The sequence below is a fragment of the Sphingobium sp. AP49 genome (assembly GCF_000281715.2).
Classification (GTDB): Bacteria; Pseudomonadota; Alphaproteobacteria; order Sphingomonadales; family Sphingomonadaceae; genus Sphingobium.
In genome coordinates, this window is the sequence record NZ_CP124576.1 from 259,924 (window position 1) to 276,008 (window position 16,085).

At 64.2% G+C, this 16,085-nt stretch carries 24 protein-coding genes; 21 read left to right on the forward strand and 3 right to left on the reverse strand.

All coding sequences use genetic code 11. The features are described from left to right. Positions 1–4 precede the first annotated feature (4 nt). Complete coding sequence (gene pspF / locus PMI04_RS01205; RefSeq protein WP_007708702.1) at positions 5–1,030, reverse strand: phage shock protein operon transcriptional activator; 1,026 nt, start codon at positions 1,028–1,030, stop codon at positions 5–7. A 10-nt stretch (positions 1,031–1,040) separates the two neighbouring features. Here pspF and PMI04_RS01210 point away from each other — a divergent pair, with 10 nt between their 5' ends. From PMI04_RS01210 to PMI04_RS01260, 11 genes are all read left to right on the forward strand, one after another. Then, entirely contained in the window at positions 1,041–1,391 is a 351-nt protein-coding gene (locus tag PMI04_RS01210) for a hypothetical protein (RefSeq protein WP_157178104.1), read from the forward strand. Positions 1,392–1,476: 85 nt separating this feature from the next. Beyond that, entirely contained in the window at positions 1,477–2,145 is a 669-nt protein-coding gene (pspA, locus tag PMI04_RS01215) for a phage shock protein PspA (protein ID WP_007708700.1), read from the forward strand. A gap of 4 nt (positions 2,146–2,149) precedes the next feature. Beyond that, the gene (gene pspB / locus PMI04_RS01220) at positions 2,150–2,419 is read left to right on the forward strand and encodes an envelope stress response membrane protein PspB (RefSeq protein ID WP_007708699.1); all 270 of its coding nucleotides are present in this window, start codon (positions 2,150–2,152) and stop codon (positions 2,417–2,419) included. 1 nt (position 2,420) lies between these two features. Next, on the forward strand, positions 2,421–2,801 hold the full coding sequence (gene pspC, locus PMI04_RS01225) for an envelope stress response membrane protein PspC (protein WP_007708698.1): 381 nt from the start codon (positions 2,421–2,423) through the stop codon (positions 2,799–2,801). Between the two features lie 29 nt (positions 2,802–2,830). Next, entirely contained in the window at positions 2,831–3,067 is a 237-nt protein-coding gene (locus PMI04_RS01230) for a hypothetical protein (protein WP_007708697.1), read from the forward strand. A 37-nt stretch (positions 3,068–3,104) separates the two neighbouring features. Further along, the gene (locus PMI04_RS01235) at positions 3,105–3,395 is read left to right on the forward strand and encodes a hypothetical protein (protein WP_004209379.1); all 291 of its coding nucleotides are present in this window, start codon (positions 3,105–3,107) and stop codon (positions 3,393–3,395) included. A gap of 28 nt (positions 3,396–3,423) precedes the next feature. Beyond that, positions 3,424–3,768, forward strand: a complete 345-nt coding sequence (locus PMI04_RS01240; protein WP_004209381.1) for a hypothetical protein — start codon at positions 3,424–3,426, stop codon at positions 3,766–3,768. Positions 3,769–3,797: 29 nt separating this feature from the next. Beyond that, positions 3,798–4,049, forward strand: coding sequence for a hypothetical protein (locus PMI04_RS01245; RefSeq protein ID WP_007708693.1), 252 nt, complete (start codon positions 3,798–3,800; stop codon positions 4,047–4,049). A gap of 28 nt (positions 4,050–4,077) precedes the next feature. Continuing rightward, positions 4,078–4,311, forward strand: coding sequence for a hypothetical protein (locus tag PMI04_RS01250; protein ID WP_007708691.1), 234 nt, complete (start codon positions 4,078–4,080; stop codon positions 4,309–4,311). 111 nt (positions 4,312–4,422) lie between these two features. Continuing rightward, positions 4,423–4,857, forward strand: a complete 435-nt coding sequence (locus PMI04_RS01255) for a SufE family protein (protein WP_007708689.1) — start codon at positions 4,423–4,425, stop codon at positions 4,855–4,857. A gap of 53 nt (positions 4,858–4,910) precedes the next feature. Beyond that, complete coding sequence (locus PMI04_RS01260; protein ID WP_007708687.1) at positions 4,911–5,408, forward strand: hypothetical protein; 498 nt, start codon at positions 4,911–4,913, stop codon at positions 5,406–5,408. Between the two features lie 46 nt (positions 5,409–5,454). On the opposite strand, the gene ggt is transcribed toward PMI04_RS01260, so the two are convergent. Then, positions 5,455–7,164 carry a gamma-glutamyltransferase gene (ggt, locus tag PMI04_RS01265; RefSeq protein WP_007708685.1) on the reverse strand — a complete coding sequence of 570 codons (1,710 nt, stop codon included), beginning with the start codon at positions 7,162–7,164 and terminating at the stop codon, positions 5,455–5,457. Between the two features lie 70 nt (positions 7,165–7,234). Then, on the reverse strand, positions 7,235–8,287 hold the full coding sequence (locus tag PMI04_RS01270) for a quinone-dependent dihydroorotate dehydrogenase (protein ID WP_007708683.1): 1,053 nt from the start codon (positions 8,285–8,287) through the stop codon (positions 7,235–7,237). 342 nt (positions 8,288–8,629) lie between these two features. Here PMI04_RS01270 and PMI04_RS01275 point away from each other — a divergent pair, with 342 nt between their 5' ends. The 10 genes from PMI04_RS01275 to PMI04_RS01320 all read left to right on the forward strand — a co-directional run bounded on the left by PMI04_RS01275 (position 8,630) and on the right by PMI04_RS01320 (position 16,082). Next, complete coding sequence (locus PMI04_RS01275) at positions 8,630–9,574, forward strand: helix-turn-helix domain-containing protein (protein WP_007708681.1); 945 nt, start codon at positions 8,630–8,632, stop codon at positions 9,572–9,574. A gap of 104 nt (positions 9,575–9,678) precedes the next feature. After that, complete coding sequence (locus PMI04_RS01280) at positions 9,679–10,122, forward strand: Rrf2 family transcriptional regulator (protein ID WP_007708679.1); 444 nt, start codon at positions 9,679–9,681, stop codon at positions 10,120–10,122. Next, positions 10,119–11,603 carry a Fe-S cluster assembly protein SufB gene (sufB, locus tag PMI04_RS01285; RefSeq protein ID WP_007708677.1) on the forward strand — a complete coding sequence of 495 codons (1,485 nt, stop codon included), beginning with the start codon at positions 10,119–10,121 and terminating at the stop codon, positions 11,601–11,603. The genes PMI04_RS01280 and sufB overlap by 4 nt, the downstream gene beginning before the upstream one ends. 98 nt (positions 11,604–11,701) lie before the next feature. Next, positions 11,702–12,109 carry an endonuclease domain-containing protein gene (locus tag PMI04_RS01290; protein WP_283184836.1) on the forward strand — a complete coding sequence of 136 codons (408 nt, stop codon included), beginning with the start codon at positions 11,702–11,704 and terminating at the stop codon, positions 12,107–12,109. Continuing rightward, on the forward strand, positions 12,106–12,561 hold the full coding sequence (locus PMI04_RS01295; RefSeq protein WP_007706730.1) for a hypothetical protein: 456 nt from the start codon (positions 12,106–12,108) through the stop codon (positions 12,559–12,561). Before PMI04_RS01290 ends, PMI04_RS01295 begins: the two co-directional genes overlap by 4 nt. Before the next feature lie 6 nt (positions 12,562–12,567). Next, complete coding sequence (sufC, locus tag PMI04_RS01300) at positions 12,568–13,314, forward strand: Fe-S cluster assembly ATPase SufC (RefSeq protein ID WP_007706731.1); 747 nt, start codon at positions 12,568–12,570, stop codon at positions 13,312–13,314. Further along, positions 13,311–14,063, forward strand: coding sequence for a SufD family Fe-S cluster assembly protein (locus tag PMI04_RS01305; RefSeq protein WP_007706734.1), 753 nt, complete (start codon positions 13,311–13,313; stop codon positions 14,061–14,063). The genes sufC and PMI04_RS01305 overlap by 4 nt, the downstream gene beginning before the upstream one ends. Continuing rightward, positions 14,060–15,265, forward strand: a complete 1,206-nt coding sequence (locus PMI04_RS01310) for a cysteine desulfurase (RefSeq protein WP_007706736.1) — start codon at positions 14,060–14,062, stop codon at positions 15,263–15,265. The genes PMI04_RS01305 and PMI04_RS01310 overlap by 4 nt, the downstream gene beginning before the upstream one ends. After that, the gene (locus PMI04_RS01315) at positions 15,262–15,723 is read left to right on the forward strand and encodes an SUF system Fe-S cluster assembly protein (protein ID WP_007706738.1); all 462 of its coding nucleotides are present in this window, start codon (positions 15,262–15,264) and stop codon (positions 15,721–15,723) included. Before PMI04_RS01310 ends, PMI04_RS01315 begins: the two co-directional genes overlap by 4 nt. After that, positions 15,723–16,082 carry an iron-sulfur cluster assembly accessory protein gene (locus PMI04_RS01320; protein ID WP_007706741.1) on the forward strand — a complete coding sequence of 120 codons (360 nt, stop codon included), beginning with the start codon at positions 15,723–15,725 and terminating at the stop codon, positions 16,080–16,082. Before PMI04_RS01315 ends, PMI04_RS01320 begins: the two co-directional genes overlap by 1 nt. The last annotated feature ends 3 nt before the right edge of the window (positions 16,083–16,085 follow it).

A 16,085-nucleotide genomic window follows, 5' to 3' on the forward strand; every position in this document is an offset into this window, starting at 1 on the left:
TGCCCTATCCCGCGCTCAGCCCATGTTTCTTCATGCAGTGGCGCAACTGGTCATAGGTCAGGCCCAGCCCCTTGGCGGTCGCGCGCTGATTATAGCGGAACCGTTCCAGCGCCGCCCGCACGATCGCCGCTTCATGCGCATCGACCGCCGATTTGAGATCGGTGACATCGCCATGGCCGTTCATCGCTGGCGCAGCGACAGGCGTGGCAGCGTCCGCTGACGGTCCGGTCGCGCTTGGCATCATCGGGCGCGGCTTCCAGGGCGAGGCAAAGGGATCGAACACGATCGCCGAGATTGGCCGCCCCGGCTCGGGCCAGCGATAGACCGCCCGTTCCACCACATTGCGCAACTCACGTACATTGCCCGGCCAGCCATGGCCCTCCAGTTCGGCCGCGCAGGCGGCGGAAAAGCCGGGCCATTGTGGCCAGTTGAGTTCCGCCGCCATGCGCCGGCCGAAATGATCCGCCAGCACGCCGATGTCGCCTTCCCGCGCGCGCAGCGGCGGCAGGGTGATGACCTCGAAGCTCAACCGATCGAGCAGATCGGGGCGGAAGCGCCCGGCGTCCGCCGCGGCAGGCAGATCCTCGTTGGTCGCGGCCACGATGCGCACGTCCACCCGGACCGGTTTCGACGCGCCGATCCGCGTGACCTCGCCATATTCGACAACCCGCAGCAGCCGTTCCTGCGCCGCCATCGACAATGTCCCCAGCTCGTCCAGGAACAATGTGCCGCCGTCCGCCTCCTCGAACCGGCCCGGCCGCGCCCTGGTCGCGCCGGTGAAGGCGCCCTGTTCATGGCCGAACAATTCGGCCTCGATCAGCGTCTCGGGCAGGGCGGCGCAGTTCATCACGATCAGCGGCTCGCCCCAGCGCGGCGACAGATGGTGCAGCCGCTCGGCGATCAGTTCCTTGCCGGTGCCGCGTTCGCCGATCACCAGCACCGGGCGATTGAGCTCGGCGGCCCGCCCGGCCAGTTCGACGGCGTCGAGAAAGGCCAGTGACTGGCCGACAAACTGGGTATTTTTCTCCATGCGCCAAAATATGGCGAAATTTCCCAACTTTCAGCAAGCGAAATTTTTGCCTGGCCATGCCAAATCCGAAAAAAATGGCGGTTTTCCGTGCTTTTCAAAAATTGGCACGGCCTCTGCAATGTTGGGAACGAAGCCGCTGCACAGACAGGCGGCACCTTTAGAAGGCCAGGTTCAAGGAGTGTTGAAGATGGAAAAGAACAGCAACAGCGTTCGCGAAATCGGTCAGCTGATGTCGGTCGCCATTGCCGCCGTCCTGTTCGGATCGACCATGATCCTTTCGGCGGTCGGCCCGGCCCGCGCCAGCGAAGCCCCGGTTCTCGCGACCCAGGATACCCCCGCGACCCTGCGCTATCTGGCGTAAGGCCGCACGACCCAGGCCGGGGCGGAAATGCCCCCTCTCGTCCGCCCCGGCCCCCTTGAATGAGAAGACCAGGAGCACCGTTAAAATGGGTATTTTCTCCCGCACCCGCGACATCATTGCCGCCAATGTCACCGACTTGCTCGACAAGGCGGAAGATCCCGCGAAGATGATCCGCATGATCATCCTCGAAATGGAGGAGACGCTGGTCGAGGTGCGCGCGTCCGCTGCCCGCACGATCGCCGACCAGAAGGAAATGCGCCGCCACATCGCCAAGCTGGGCGCGCTGCAGGACAGCTGGACCGAAAAGGCGCAGCTCGCCCTCAGCAAGGACCGCGAGGATCTGGCCAAGGCCGCTCTGGTCGAACGCCAGAAGGCGACCGACATGGCGGAGCATCTGTCCCACGAGATCGAGACTCTCGATGATGCGCTGAAGGCCGCCGAGGAGGATATCGCCAAGCTGCAGGCCAAGCTGCGCGAAGCCCGCGCCCGCCAGAACAGCCTGGTGACCCGGATGCAGAGCGCCGAAAACCGCCTGCGCGTCCGCGAAGCCTATGCCGGCGAGAAGGTCAATGACGCCTTTGCCCGCTTCGACATGCTCGAACGCCGCGTCGACATGGCTGAAGGCCGCGCCGATGCCATGGGCCTGGGCCAGCAGCCCAAGACGCTGGAAGAAGAGATTGCGGAATTGAAGTCGGCCGACAAGGTCGATGCCGATCTCGCCGCACTCAAGGCCAGCATGAACAAGGGAGCCTGATCCGATGGAAGACGTACTGGTCCCCATCGCGGTGGTCGGCATGTTGTTCATCGGCATGCCCTGGCTGATCTTCCACTATGTCACCAAGTGGAAGCAGGCCCCCAAGATCACCGACGAGGACGAGCGGCTGCTGGATGAACTCCACCTGCTCGCCCGCCGTCTCGAAGACAGGCTGCAGACGGTCGAACGGATCGTCGCCGCCGACAACCCCGACTTCCGCCCGCAACGCCCGGTACAGGGCGACGACGATTACAGCTTCGACCGGAGGAACTGACATGAGCGCCCGCCGCACCAAATTCTATCTCGACAAACAGAATGGCAAGTGGATGGGCGTGTGCTCCGGCATCGCCGACTATACCGGGATCGATGTGGTCTGGGTTCGGGTCGGCGCGGTGCTGGTGACCCTGATGGGCGCTTTTCCCTGGTCGCTGATCGCCTATTTCGCCGCTGCCTATTTCGCCGAGAAGAAGCCGGTTGGCCTCTATGCCGACCGCGACGACGAGAAATTCTGGCAGGGCGTGCGCACCAACCCGGCGCGCTCCACCCGCGACGTCCGCTCCAAGTTCCGCGACATCGACCGCCGCCTCGCCGACATCGAGGTCTATTATACCAGCCGCAACACGCGCTTGGCCGACGAGATCGACAGCCTGCGCTGACAAGAGGCGGGAATCCGGGGGAAGAGAAGATGGATCCGACACCATATTTCATCATGGGCGCGTTGAGCGGGATCACCGCGACGCTCCTGATCCAGGCTTATGCCCGGCGCAAGGTTGCCAAGGCGACGGCCCAGCTGACGGCCAATGTCGTCGACCAGGACCAGCAGATCGTCACCCATGAACTGCGCGAACGGATCAAGGTGCTGGAACAGATCGTCACCGATCGGCCGGTCCGCCTGGCGGATCAGATCGAACGGCTCCGCTGAACCCGGCCCGGCCGAAGACAATAGGGAGTTCAAGGCCATGAATTTCGCAGGACCGACCTTCGTTCTGGCCATCATCGCGATGTCGACGTTGGGCTGGATGTTCACCACCTGGGTCCGTGCCCGCCACGGCTATCCGGTTGAAAATGAATGGACGGGTACCGTTCATCGAACAGATCCCGACGCCGGTCGAAAAATCGACCTTCTTTCAAGTGAAAACGAAAAGCTCACTGGCCGCATCAGCCGCCTCGAAGAACGCATCGCAGTCCTCGAACGGATCGCCACCGATCCCGCCGCCCGGACCGCGCGCGACATCGATGCGCTGCGCTGACTCTGACCGGGCAAGGGGAGTATAGGACATGAACAAGACCGACATGGTAGATGCCTTCGTCATGCCCAACCTGCCGTGGATCATCGGCGGCGGGCTTCTGATCGGGGCGATGGCGATCGGCGGGTGGATCTTCACCACCTGGCTCCGCGTCCGCAACGGCTACCCGCTGGAAAATAGCTGGGGCAAGGCGGTATATCCGCAGAAGAATGAGGAACTGGTCGAGCGCATCAAGCTGATCAGCCAGGAAAATGCCCAGTTGCGTGCGGAAATCGGCTCGATGAAGGACCGGCTTGCCGTGGTCGAGCGGATCGTCACCGACGAAAGCCATCAGCTCAATCGCGAAATCGAGCGGCTGCGCGGCCCGGCGAACTGATCGCCCCGCGCGCCCAAGGGAGGACAGACATGAATCCGTTTGAAATGGTCGTCGCCATCGTCGCGATCACCGCCATCGCCAGCGTCGTCCGCGCCAAATATGGCGTCGTGCGCCGCCACAAGGGTGAGGATTTCATCCAGCGCGGCCCCGATCCAGAGGCCGAACGCCTCCGCGCCGAAGTGAAGGCGCTCAAGGACCGGGTCGCCGTGCTGGAACGGCTCGCCACCGACAGTTCGACCGCGCTGGAGCGCGAATTCGAGAAGCTCAAGGACCGCGACTGATCGCGGCAAAGGACACAGGGAGGACATCATGCAGGATCCCCTCTTCTATCTGACCATGGCCACCGCCGGCCTCGCCGGTCTCACCATCGTCGCCTTCGCGTCGCTGCGCGGCTGGAATGGCTGGCTCGACCTCAAACGTGCCGAACTGGGGCGCCGGGTCGAGGAAGCCGCACCGCCCTCGGCCGCCGCCCGGATCGAGGTTGCCGACCTCAAGGAACGCATCCGCAAGCTCGAAGCCATCGCCGCCGGCGTCGATCTGTAACGGCCCTTCTCCGTTCGCCCTGAGCGAAGGGCCAGGCTGAGCCAAAGGCGAAGCCGCTTCCCTCCGCTTGGGGGCCGGTTTCGGGCTTTCCCGCCCCGCTTTTCCTCTTATATGGGCGGCATGACCGATCAGCCCGCCCCGATGCCCGTTCTGGCCGACCTCCAGGAAGAATATGAATTTCTCGACGCCGATGATCGCTATCGCCTGTTGATCGACCTCGGCCGGGGGCTGGAGGATATGCCCGACGCGCTCAAGACCGATGCGACGCTGGTGCGGGGCTGTTCGGCGGCGGTCTGGGTCTATCCGACGGTGCTCGCCGATGGCCGGCTCCATTTCCTTGCAGACAGCAATGCCGCCATCACCAAGGGGATCATCGCGCTGGTGCTGCTCACCGTGCAGGACTGCGCGCCCGCAGAGATCGGCGCGACCGATATCGAGGGCGCCCTCGCGCCCTTCGACCTCAAGAACCAGCTCAGTTCCAACCGCACCCAGGGCATTCCCAACATGATCGCCCTGATCCGCGAGACCGCTACGCGCTACGCCTGACGGAAACCCCGGCGCATCCCCTGCGTTCTCCCTTCGACAAGGAGAATGCGACAATGCGCCATATCATGCCCCTCGCCATGCTCGGCCTGCTGGCCGCCTGTTCGGGTGGGGACAGGAAGGAACCGACCCAGCGCGAGCAGATCGGCCAGGTCTGGAAATATGAAACCGCCGGCGCCAGCCAGAAGGTCGCCTATATCGGCAGCGCCAACAGCGTGCAGACGATGACCGCCGCCGACACCTTCTCGGTGCTGATGGTCCAGCCCATGTCCAATGGCGAAAAGACGGTGACGGTGAAGCTGGTCGGCGCGCCCTTCCAGTGCGACCTCTCCGACTGCGCGGTCGATGCGACCACCGACGATGGCAAGGCCCATCGCTGGAAGGGCCGCATGACCGAAGCGAAGGACGGGATCGAGATCATGCCCTCGCAAAATGCCTATGAGGCGATCGCCAAGGCGAAGAGCGTGAAGGTAAACCTCGCCGTCGGCCCGAAGGATCAGCGCTTCCCGTTCGAATTCAACGTCGCCGGGCTCGACCTCAAAAAGGGCGCCTGACGCGCGACTGGCGAGCGCAGCAATGCGCTCGCCATGATCGCCTGCCTTATTCCTGCAGCGACACGCCGGGACTGCGCGGGTCGGCCGCGCCGATCCAGTGGCCGTCAGCGGTCCGCTCGGCGGCATTGGCCTTGAGGCCCAGGCGCGAAATGCTGACGCGGTGGCCCAGTCTCTCCAGTGGTGCCTTCATCGCCTCCAGCGACGTGCCCTGTTCCAGCACCAGCCCGTCGCCATTGAAGAATTCCAGCCCCAGCGCGATCGAATCCTGCGCCGACAGGCCCCAGTCGAAATGGGCGATCAGCGCCTTGGCGACCTGCATGATGATGGTCTTGCCGCCGGCCGCGCCGACGGTGAAGATCGGCGTGCCCTTATCGTCATAGACGATGGTCGGCGACATGGACGACAGCGGCCGCTTGCCCGGTTCCACCCGGTTGGCGACCGGCGCGCCATTTTTCTCGGGCGTGAAGCTGAAATCGGTGAGCTCATTGTTCAGGATCACGCCATTGGCGACCAGCTGGCTGCCGAAGAAGCTCTCGATCGTCGATGTCCAGGCGGCGATGTCGCCATTGCGGTCCACCGCGACGAAATGGCTGGTGCCGCTTTCCGGCTGGGGCAGGGCGCTGGTGCGCGGCTGCGCCCCGGCGGGCAGGCCCGGCTTATAGGCATTGAGCGCCTTGTTCAGCCGGATCTCGCCCGACCGCTGCTTCAAATAAGCGGGATCGATCAGCCCGGCGATCGGCACATGCACGAAATCGGGGTCGCCCAGCCAGGTATCGCGGTCGGCATAGGCCAGCTGCATCGCTTCGCCGATCACATGCCAGGACCGCGCATCATCCTTGCCCCATTGGGTCAGCGGGAAACGCTCGACCATGCCCAATATCTGCAGCACCGTGACGCCGCCGGCCGATGCCGGCCCCATGCCGCACACCGTGTAGACGCGATAATGGCCGCACACCGGCTTGCGGTCCTTGACCTGATAATTGGCCAGGTCCTGCGTCGTCATCGGCACGGGATTTTTCGGCGCTTCGGTCACCGCCTTGGCGATCGCCTGCGCATTCTCGCCCAGATAGAAGGCGTCCGGCCCTTCCGCCGCGATCCGTTTGAACAGGGCGGCCAGTGGCGGGTTCTTCAGCGTGGTGCCGACCGCCGGCAATTGTCCGTCGATCCAGTAATAGCTGCGGATTTCGGGGAAATCGGCCCAGATATTCTGCAACGCCTTCAGTGCCGTCGCGGTGCGCTCGCCCAGCTGGAACCCATCGTCGGCCAGCCGGATGGCCGGCTGGAACAGGTCGGCCCAGGGCAGCTTGCCCCATTTCTTGTGCGCTTCCCACGCCATGCGCAAATTGCCCGGCACGCCGACCGAATAACCGCCCGGCCAGGCCTCGACAAAAGGCAGGGGCTTGCCGTCGGCGCCCATGAAGCGGTCGGGCCGGGCGGCGGCCGGGGCGGTCTCGCGCCCGTCGATCGATTCCAGCACGCCGCTCGCGCCGTCATGGTGCATCAGGAAACCGCCGCCGCCGATGCCGCTATTATGCGGCTCGACCACGTTCAGCGCCAGCATCATCGCGATTGCCGCGTCGGTGGCGCTGCCACCCTTGCGCAATATCTCCTGGCCTGCCGCCGCCGCACGCGGATCGGCGGCGGACACGGTGGCATTCAAGGCCACCGGATCGCGCGCCAGCGCGGTCGCGGGCGCCAGGGCCATCGGAGCGATCAGGGCGAAGGGGGCCAGCAGGCCGGTCAGGCGGGACGTCATGGCCGGCACCCTAAAGCTCGCATTTCGTTTCGCAACCCGTCTTGTCTCGATCATGCCCGGGAAGGACGGATCAGGCGTCGATTCCCACCACTTCGCCGATATGCCGCACGCCGTCGCGCGCCATCAGCCCCTTGAGGCCCGCGTTGATCCGCCTGGCGAGATAGGGGCCTTCATAGACCAGCGCGCTATAGACCTGCACCAGCGAGGCGCCGGCGCGGATCCGGGCATAGGCCTGCTGCGCATTGGCGATGCCGCCCACGCCGATCAGCGGCAGTCGGTCGCCCAGCAGGCGCCGGAAATCGCGGATCTTGCCCAGTGACAGGTCGGTCAGCGGCGCGCCCGACAGACCGCCGGTCTCGCCGGCATGCGGGGATTGCAGGGCAGGCCGCGTGATCGTGGTGTTGGACACGATCAGCGCGTCGATCCTGTGGTCGATGCAGGCGGCGGCGATATCCTCGATATCCGCCGGTTCCAGGTCGGGCGCGACCTTCAGGAAGATCGGCGGCCCGCCGGCCGGTCGTGCTGCCATCACCGCGCTCAGCAGATCGTCCAGCGCCGCCCGGCCCTGCAGCGCGCGCAGGCCCGGCGTGTTGGGGGAGGAGATGTTGACAGTCAGATAATCGGCCAGCGGCGCCATGCAGGTGACGCCGGTGGCATAATCGGCATTGGCGCGCCCGGCCGCCGTCGCGTCCTTGTTGGCGCCGATATTGATGCCGATCACCGGACCCTCACCCACCGGCCGGCGATAGCGGGCGATGCGGTCGGCAGCGGCGCCCTGGCCACCATTGTTGAAGCCGAAGCGATTGATCACCGCCTTGTCCTCGACCAGGCGGAACAGGCGCGGCTGGGGATTGCCCGGCTGCGCCAGCGGGGTCAGCGTGCCCAGTTCGGCAAAGCCGAAGCCCAGCCCATGCATCTTGTGCGCGACCCGGCCATCCTTGTCATAGCCCGCCGCCAGGCCGACCGGATTGGGAAAGGTGATGCCCGCCACCCTCTGTGCCAGCATCGGGTCGACTTTCAGCGGTGCCGGGGTCGGCATCATCCGCAGCAGGGCGATCGACAGATTATGGGCGCGCTCGGCATCGAGGGCGAAGAAGAGCGGGCGGATCAGGCGATAGGACATGGCTGTGCTATGCCAGCGGCTCCGGGCGGCGTCGAGTCGTGTTGCGTTAGGGCAACAATCATTCCCCAACGTCATTTCATGACAGAAATCGTCATGAATCGGCACGTTTTGGTCAGTCTGATGTCCGATCTGTCCAATAAACTTGCACCGATTCGGGCGTAAAGCCCTTCCTGCGACCCGAAGGCTCTAGGCCATTTTGGCTGATGAGACCTTTTCCTGACCCGGCAGTGCAAGCTGCCGGGTCATTTTTTATCGCCGCTCCGGCGTTAAAGCCCGCTTTTGGCGTCATGGCCCTTGCGCCGCCATGCGGGGCGCGCATAGTGCGTCAATTGGGGTAGAAACATGGGGTCGCATCAATTCGAGATGCCGCTGACGGCGGCGCGAGGCGTCACGCCGGACAAGCGCGGTCCCCTGTCCTATTCGGTCGATGCCGAACAGGGGCCGGTTCGTCTTCGCTATTTCACGCCGCCTGACCGGGTGGCGCGCTATTTTGGTTCGCTCTACATCTTCTCGGTCACGGCGGATCGCTACGCGGATGTCACACGCGCCGACGTACCGCAACTGCGCTTCCTGCTGAAGGGGGGTGGGCAGTATCATTTCCAGGATGGAACGGCGCATCCGCAACCGCCCGTTGGCCTGCTCGGGCCGACCCTGGGGGCGACACGCTTTGCGCTGGACGGTCCTACCCGGATATTGGGGGTCTCGTTGCTGCCGGCGGGGTGGCATGCGCTGCATGGTGGTGAAGCGCATCTGATGGCGGACCGGATCTGCGATCTCGCGCTGGATCGCGACCCGGCCTATCTCGATCTCCACGCCCAGTTGCAACAGATGGACGATGGCGATGCGATGGCGGCGCTCTGCTGGTCCTATCTCGCAGATCGGATCAAGCCGCTGCCGGATGCGACCTGGGCCTTGCTGCAGGCGGTCGATAGCTGGCTGATCGGGGAAGGCTCGCCCCGGATCGAGGTGTTGAGCGAAATGACGGATTTGTCGCCACGCCAGTTGGCCCGGCTCACCAACCGTTATTATGGTGCCCCGCCCAAGCTGCTCGCCCGCAAATATCGCGCCCTGCGTTGCAGCGCGCGGATCGCGCTCGACCATGAAAGCTGGCAGGCGCTGTGCGACGATGGCAGCTTCTACGACCAGTCGCATTTCATCCGCGAGATCAAGCATTTCATCGGCATGACCCCGCATCAGCTCCAGACCGAGCCGACCGCCGTGGTCCAGCTCACCCTGCTCCGCCGCACGCTGGGCGGCGATGTCGCGGTGCTCAACCGCCTCAGCTGATCGCCCCTTCGATCCAATCAAAAATGCCTTGATTCCGGGGGCGAGTGGGACCACATGCCCAATCGGATTGATTCGATCCGATTTGAGAATGGTTCGCAACACGCATGAAATTATCGAGCTTTGCCGATTATGCCGTCGTGCTGATGTCTGCCGCCGCCCGCCACTGCGGTGCGGGAGCGGGGCTTGACCCTGTGACCAACAGGCATCTCAAGATGAACGCGACCACGCTCAGCGCCGAAACCGGCATCCCGTTGCCCACCGCGCAGAAGCTGGTGAGCCGGCTGTCGGCGGCGGGTCTGCTCGAATCGAGCCGGGGCACCGGCGGCGGCGTGCGCCTGTCGCGCCCGCCCGCGACGATCACCCTGGCGGACGTGGTGGAGGCGGTCGAAGGCCCCATCGCCATGACCGCATGCAGCGAACAGGGGGCGCATGACTGCAATCTGGAACAGGATTGCCGCATCCGCCCGCACATGAATCTGGCGAACAACGCGATCCGCGAAGCGCTCGCGAACGTGACCATCGCCAGCCTGACACGAGAAATGGCATGACCGAAGAAGTGAGCACCGTCCGTAATCAGGAAGCGCTGGAGGCCGCCGAGCGCGCCTCCACCTATGAACATGGCTGGTCGTCGGCCATCGAGCAGGATTTCGCGCCCAAGGGCCTGAACGAGGATACGGTCCGCTTCATCTCGGCCAAGAAGAACGAGCCGCAATGGCTGCTCGACTGGCGCCTGAAGGCCTTCGCCATGTGGCAGAAGATGGAAGCGCCAGACTGGGCCAAGCTCAACGTCCCGCCGATCGATTACCAGGACGCCTATTATTACGCCGAGCCCAAGAAGAAGGTGGAGCTGGATTCGCTGGATCAGGTCGATCCCGAGATTCTCGCCACCTATCAGAAGCTGGGCATCCCCATCGCCGAGCAGGAAATGCTCGCCGGCGTGAAGGGCAGCCGCAAGATCGCGGTCGATGCCGTGTTCGATTCGGTTTCGGTCGCCACCACCTTCCGCAAGGAGCTGGAGGAAGCGGGCGTCATCTTCCGTTCGATCAGCGAAGCGGTGCGCGAATTTCCCGACCTCGTAAAGAAGTGGCTGGGCAAGGTCGTGCCGATGCACGACAATTATTTCGCGACCTTGAACTGCGCGGTCTTTTCCGACGGCACCTTCGTCTACATTCCCAAGGGCGTCCGCTGCCCGATGGAGCTGTCGACCTATTTCCGCATCAATGCGGAAAATACGGGGCAGTTCGAGCGCACGCTGATCGTCGCCGACGAGGGCAGCTATGTCTCCTATCTCGAAGGCTGCACCGCGCCGATGCGCGATGAAAATCAGCTCCACGCCGCCGTGGTGGAACTGGTCGCGCTCGACGATGCGGAGATCAAGTATAGCACCGTCCAGAACTGGTATCCCGGTGACGAGAATGGCAAGGGCGGCATCTATAATTTCGTGACCAAGCGCGCGCTCTGCCAGGGCCGCAACTCCAAGGTCAGCTGGACCCAGGTCGAAACCGGATCGGCCATCACCTGGAAATATCCGTCCTGCGTGCTGAATGGCGAAAATAGCGTCGGCGAATTCTACTCGGTCGCGCTCACCAACAATCTGCAGCAGGCCGATACCGGCACCAAGATGATCCACAATGGCAAGGGCAGTCGCTCGACCATCGTGTCGAAGGGCATCTCGGCCGGGCGCAGCAACAACACCTATCGCGGCCTCGTCCGCGTCGCGCCGGGCGCGGAAGGCGTGCGCAACTTCACCCAGTGCGACAGCCTGCTGCTGGGCGACCAGTGTGGCGCCCACACCGTGCCCTATATCGAGGTGCGCAATCCCTCGGCCCAGATCGAGCATGAGGCGACCACCAGCAAGATCAGCGACGATCAGCTTTTTTACGCGATGCAGCGCGGCCTGGACCAGGAAAGCGCGGTCAGCCTGATCGTCAACGGCTTCGCCAAGGAAGTGCTGCAGCAACTGCCGATGGAGTTCGCGGTGGAAGCGCAGAAGCTGCTCGGCATTTCGCTGGAGGGTTCGGTCGGTTGATCGATCAGACACCTCTGGATCAGGCACACCGCCTAAACTCCCCTCCCCTTCAGGGGAGGGGCCGGGGGTGGGGGCTCTCGGCTGGTCGTCTCGACCAGTTGAAGGGCTTCGCGCGCGAAATGCGTCATGAGCCGACCGAGCCGGAAAAGCGCCTATGGGCGAGATTGTCCCGCTCCCAGATCGGTGGCCATAAATTCCGCCGCCAATCCGTGATCGGCCCTTTCATCGTCGACTTCCTCTGCCCGCAAAGGGCGCTGATCGTGGAAGTCGATGGAGACACCCATGTTGCGGGTTCCGATGTGGCGCGCGATCAGGCGCTGCAACAACAAGGTTATCAGGTCATTCGCATCGCCAACCAGGACGTGATGCGGAATATCGAAGGGGTTTGTGCCGCGATCCTCGGCGCGCTGGATCAGGCGCCGGATCGTTGGGCTAGCCCCCACCCCAACCCCTCCCCTGAAGGGGAGGGGCTTTTTCAGATCAACGAAAAGACGAGCGATCAATGAGCGACGAAGACGATATCCAGGATGCCCTCGCCGATTTCGCGGAGGATGTCGGCAATGGCCAGGCGTGGACCGCTGCGATCCGCATTCTGACCGAAGATTATGAGCTGGAAGAGGGCGAGCTTCAGACGCGCGCCGCCAAGGATTTCGGCGATCTTGATGCCTATCAGGCCGAATGCCGCGATGCGCTGGAAAAGGGCGACGTCGCGATGACCGAGAAGCTGCGGAGCGACAAGGCCTTCCACAAGGCGAAGGCGCCCAACCTCGCCCGCATGGGCCCGGTCAGCGAATTCGTCGTCGCGCTGCTGGAAAAGGGCGCGCCCGAACCGGACGCCGACTGGTGGCCCTATATGCCGATCAAGCGCCATATCGACACGCTGTTCCCCGCGCCCGGCGACGTGCGCGACATGGCCTTCTGGACCGCGCGGACGCTCCAGCGCGCGCACAAGGACTAAAGACACATGCTGACGATCGATAACCTCACCAACGAAATCGACGGCAAGGCGATCCTCAAGGGCCTGTCGCTCCAGATCAACGCGGGCGAAATCCATGCGATCATGGGTCCGAACGGCGCCGGCAAGTCGACGCTCGCCTACACGCTGGGCGGCCGCCCCAACTATGACGTGACCGGCGGCACCGCGACCTTCGAGGGCGCCGACCTGTTCGACATGGACCCGCATGAGCGCGCCGCTGCCGGGCTCTTTTTGGGCTTCCAATATCCGGTCGAGATTCCCGGCGTGTCCAACCTGCAATTCCTGCGCGAAAGCCTCAATTCGCAGCGCCGCGCGCGCGGTGAGAAGGAACTGAACGGCGGCGAGTTCATCAAGCTGGCCAAGGAAAAGGCCGGCCTGCTCGGCCTCGACATGGAGATGCTCAAGCGTCCGGTGAATGTCGGCTTTTCCGGCGGCGAGAAGAAGCGCGCCGAAATGGTGCAGATGGGCATCCTCGATCCCAAGTTCGCCATCCTCGACGAGACCGATTCCGGCCTCGACATCGACGCGCTCAAGACCGTCGGCGCGGGCATCAACGCGATCATGCGCAAGCCTGACAAGGCGGTGCTGCTGATCACCCATTATCAGCGCCTGCTCGACTATGTGAAGCCGGACTTCGTCCACGTCCTGGCCGCCGGCCGGATCGTCAAGTCGGGCGGCCCCGAACTGGCGCTGCAACTGGAAAGCGAAGGCTATTCAGAGGTAATCGCGGCGTGACCCTCCTCGCTCTCCCCACGCGCAAGGATGAAGCCTGGCGTTACAGCGATCTTGACGCACTCGCCGCTGCCTGGCCGGTGCCGGCCGCGACCCGGATCACGGTGGCAGAGGGCGAAAGCGCGCATGATCATCTGCTGCAGGACGCGGCCGATGGCACGACCGCTGTGCATGACTATGTCATTGATATCGCGGACGGCGCCCGGTTCGATTTCCATCTGCTCAACATCGGCGGCAAGCTTGGACGTGTCACCTTCGCTGTCACGCTCGGCAAGGGCAGTCATTTCGAGCTGAACGGCGCGATCATCGGCGGTGGCGAGCAGACGCTGGAGATCATCACCAGCGTCACCCATGCCCAGCCCGACGCGACCAGCGGCCAGACCGTCCGTTCGATCCTGGGCAGCCACGCCACCGGCAATTATCTGGGCAGCATCAATGTCGCCCGCGATGCCCAGCGCACCGATGCCTTCCAGTCGATCAAGGCGATGCTGCTCGACCGCACCGCCACAGCCAATGCCAAGCCGGAACTGGAAATCTACGCCGACGACGTGAAATGCGCTCATGGCGCGACCGTCGGCGAGCTGGACCGCCAAGCGCTCTTCTACATGGCGTCGCGCGGCATGGACCCGGCCACCGCCAAGACATTGCTGCTGAAAGCCTTCGTCGCCGGCGTGTTCGACGATGTCGCGCAGGACGATCTGCGCGAACGGTTCGAGGCGGCCGCGCTCGCCAAGCTGGGGACGCTGGTATGACCGATCTCGCCCAAGGCCTGCGCCTGCGGGACGATTTCCCCGGTGTCGGCAACTGGCATTATCTCGACAGCGCCGCCACCGCGCAGAAGCCGACCGCGGTGATCGACGCGATCGCCCGTGCCTATGGCCCGGACTATGCCACCGTGCATCGCGGCGTCTATGAACGCTCGGCCAATATGACGCTCGCCTATGAAGCCGCCCGGCGCAAGGTCGCCGGCTTCATCGGCGCCGCGTCGGACAGCGAGATCGTCTATGTCCGCGGCGCGACCGAGGGCATCAATCTGGTCGCGCAGTGCTGGGCCGGCACGCAGCTCAAGGCGGGCGACCGCATCCTGCTGTCGACCCTCGAACATCACAGCAATATCGTCCCCTGGCAGATCGTCGCCGAAAAGGTCGGCGCCCATATCGATGTGGTGCCGCTGACGGAAGACGGCCGGATCGATCTTGACGCGATGCGCGCGATGATCACGCCGCAGCACCGCATGGTTGCGCTTGCCCATGTGTCGAACGTGCTCGGCAGCGTGCTCGATTGCCGCCGCGCCGCCGACATCGCCCATATGGTCGGCGCCAAGATCCTGATCGACGGTTGCCAGGCGGTCCCCCGCCTCGCCGTCGACGTGGCTGCGCTCGACTGCGACTTTTACGTCTTCTCCGCGCACAAGCTTTACGGCCCGACCGGCATCGGTGTGCTGTGGGGCCGCAAGAAATTGCTCGACATTATGCCCCCCTATCAGGGTGGCGGATCGATGATCGACAAGGTGACGTTCGAAAAGACGACCTATGCCCCCGCGCCGACCCGGTTCGAGGCGGGGACGCCGCATATCGTCGGCGTCGTCGGCCTGTCGGCGGCGATCGACTATGTCCAGGGCATCGGCCTCGACGCGATCCACGCCCATGAATGCGCGATGGTGGCCAAGGCCCGCACCGCGATCAGCCAGATCAACAGCGTGCGCGTCTTTGGTCCGGAAGATTCGGCCGGAATCCTCTCTTTCGAGGTGGAGGGGGTGCATCCGCACGATGTCGGCACCATATTGGACGAAACGGGTGTCGCGATCCGCGCCGGCCATCATTGCGCCCAGCCGCTGATGCGGCATCTGGGCGTAGAGGCGACCGCACGGGCCAGTTTCGGCATCTATAGCGACGACAGCGACGTGGATGCGCTGGTCAAGGGCATCGAACGAGTAAGGAAGATCTTCGGATGACCGAGGAACGCAAGATCATGGTGGAAGAAGTGGACGCGGTGGAAACCCCGCCCAAGGCGCGCGTGGAAGAGGCAGAGGCTGCTCCGCGCCAGCGCGACTATCTCGACGGTTTCCTGGCGCAAAAGCCCAGCGAGGTCGCGGTAGGCGAGCCGGGCGGCGATCTCTATGACGGCATCATCGATGCGTTGAAGGAAATCTTCGACCCGGAAATCCCGGTCAATATCTATGACCTGGGCCTCATCTACGGCGTCGACGTCACCAGCGACGGCCATGCCGTCGTCACCATGACGCTGACCACGCCGCACTGCCCGGTCGCCGAATCCATGCCTGGCGAAGTCGAACTGCGCGTCGGCGCGGTGCCCGGCGTCGGCGATGTCGAGGTGAACCTGGTCTGGGACCCGCCATGGGACCCGGGCAAGATGTCGGACGAAGCCAAGCTCGAACTGGGAATGCTCTGATGACCGTTGAGACCAAGACCCGCGCCCGCCCCGCCGCCGTCATCCTGACGCCCAGCGCGCAAGGCCGCATCGCGGAGCTGATGGCGCAGGCACCCGAAGGCGCGATCGGGGTCAAGCTCTCGACCCCCAAGCGCGGCTGCTCGGGCCTCGCTTACTCGGTCGACTATGTCACCGAGGAAGCCAAGTTCGACGAGAAGATCGAAACCCCCGGCGGCGTCCTCTATATCGACGGCGCCTCGGTCCTCTATCTCATCGGTTCGACCATGAACTGGGTCGAGGATGATTTCACCGCCGGCTTCGTCTTCGCCAATCCCAATGCCAAGGGCAGCTGCGGCTGCGGCGAGAGCTTCACGGTCTGATGC

Excerpts from the sequence above, each read along its gene's own strand:
- PMI04_RS01260 (WP_007708687.1), top strand. The coding sequence starts at position 4,911 with ATGCGCCATATCATGCCCCTCGCCATGCTCGGCCTGCTGGCCGCCTGT.
- sufC (WP_007706731.1), top strand. The coding sequence starts at position 12,568 with ATGCTGACGATCGATAACCTCACCAACGAAATCGACGGCAAGGCGATC.
- PMI04_RS01255 (WP_007708689.1), top strand. The coding sequence starts at position 4,423 with ATGGGCGGCATGACCGATCAGCCCGCCCCGATGCCCGTTCTGGCCGAC.
- pspF (WP_007708702.1), bottom strand. The coding sequence starts at position 1,030 with ATGGAGAAAAATACCCAGTTTGTCGGCCAGTCACTGGCCTTTCTCGAC.
- PMI04_RS01295 (WP_007706730.1), top strand. The coding sequence starts at position 12,106 with ATGAGCGACGAAGACGATATCCAGGATGCCCTCGCCGATTTCGCGGAG.
- PMI04_RS01250 (WP_007708691.1), top strand. The coding sequence starts at position 4,078 with ATGCAGGATCCCCTCTTCTATCTGACCATGGCCACCGCCGGCCTCGCC.
- pspC (WP_007708698.1), top strand. The coding sequence starts at position 2,421 with ATGAGCGCCCGCCGCACCAAATTCTATCTCGACAAACAGAATGGCAAG.
- sufB (WP_007708677.1), top strand. The coding sequence starts at position 10,119 with ATGACCGAAGAAGTGAGCACCGTCCGTAATCAGGAAGCGCTGGAGGCC.
- PMI04_RS01210 (WP_157178104.1), top strand. The coding sequence starts at position 1,041 with ATGGCGAAATTTCCCAACTTTCAGCAAGCGAAATTTTTGCCTGGCCAT.
- PMI04_RS01270 (WP_007708683.1), bottom strand. The coding sequence starts at position 8,287 with ATGTCCTATCGCCTGATCCGCCCGCTCTTCTTCGCCCTCGATGCCGAG.
- PMI04_RS01275 (WP_007708681.1), top strand. The coding sequence starts at position 8,630 with ATGGGGTCGCATCAATTCGAGATGCCGCTGACGGCGGCGCGAGGCGTC.
- pspA (WP_007708700.1), top strand. The coding sequence starts at position 1,477 with ATGGGTATTTTCTCCCGCACCCGCGACATCATTGCCGCCAATGTCACC.
- PMI04_RS01280 (WP_007708679.1), top strand. The coding sequence starts at position 9,679 with ATGAAATTATCGAGCTTTGCCGATTATGCCGTCGTGCTGATGTCTGCC.
- PMI04_RS01240 (WP_004209381.1), top strand. The coding sequence starts at position 3,424 with ATGAACAAGACCGACATGGTAGATGCCTTCGTCATGCCCAACCTGCCG.
- PMI04_RS01320 (WP_007706741.1), top strand. The coding sequence starts at position 15,723 with ATGACCGTTGAGACCAAGACCCGCGCCCGCCCCGCCGCCGTCATCCTG.
- PMI04_RS01245 (WP_007708693.1), top strand. The coding sequence starts at position 3,798 with ATGAATCCGTTTGAAATGGTCGTCGCCATCGTCGCGATCACCGCCATC.
- PMI04_RS01315 (WP_007706738.1), top strand. The coding sequence starts at position 15,262 with ATGACCGAGGAACGCAAGATCATGGTGGAAGAAGTGGACGCGGTGGAA.
- PMI04_RS01310 (WP_007706736.1), top strand. The coding sequence starts at position 14,060 with ATGACCGATCTCGCCCAAGGCCTGCGCCTGCGGGACGATTTCCCCGGT.
- PMI04_RS01230 (WP_007708697.1), top strand. The coding sequence starts at position 2,831 with ATGGATCCGACACCATATTTCATCATGGGCGCGTTGAGCGGGATCACC.
- ggt (WP_007708685.1), bottom strand. The coding sequence starts at position 7,164 with ATGACGTCCCGCCTGACCGGCCTGCTGGCCCCCTTCGCCCTGATCGCT.
- PMI04_RS01235 (WP_004209379.1), top strand. The coding sequence starts at position 3,105 with ATGAATTTCGCAGGACCGACCTTCGTTCTGGCCATCATCGCGATGTCG.
- pspB (WP_007708699.1), top strand. The coding sequence starts at position 2,150 with ATGGAAGACGTACTGGTCCCCATCGCGGTGGTCGGCATGTTGTTCATC.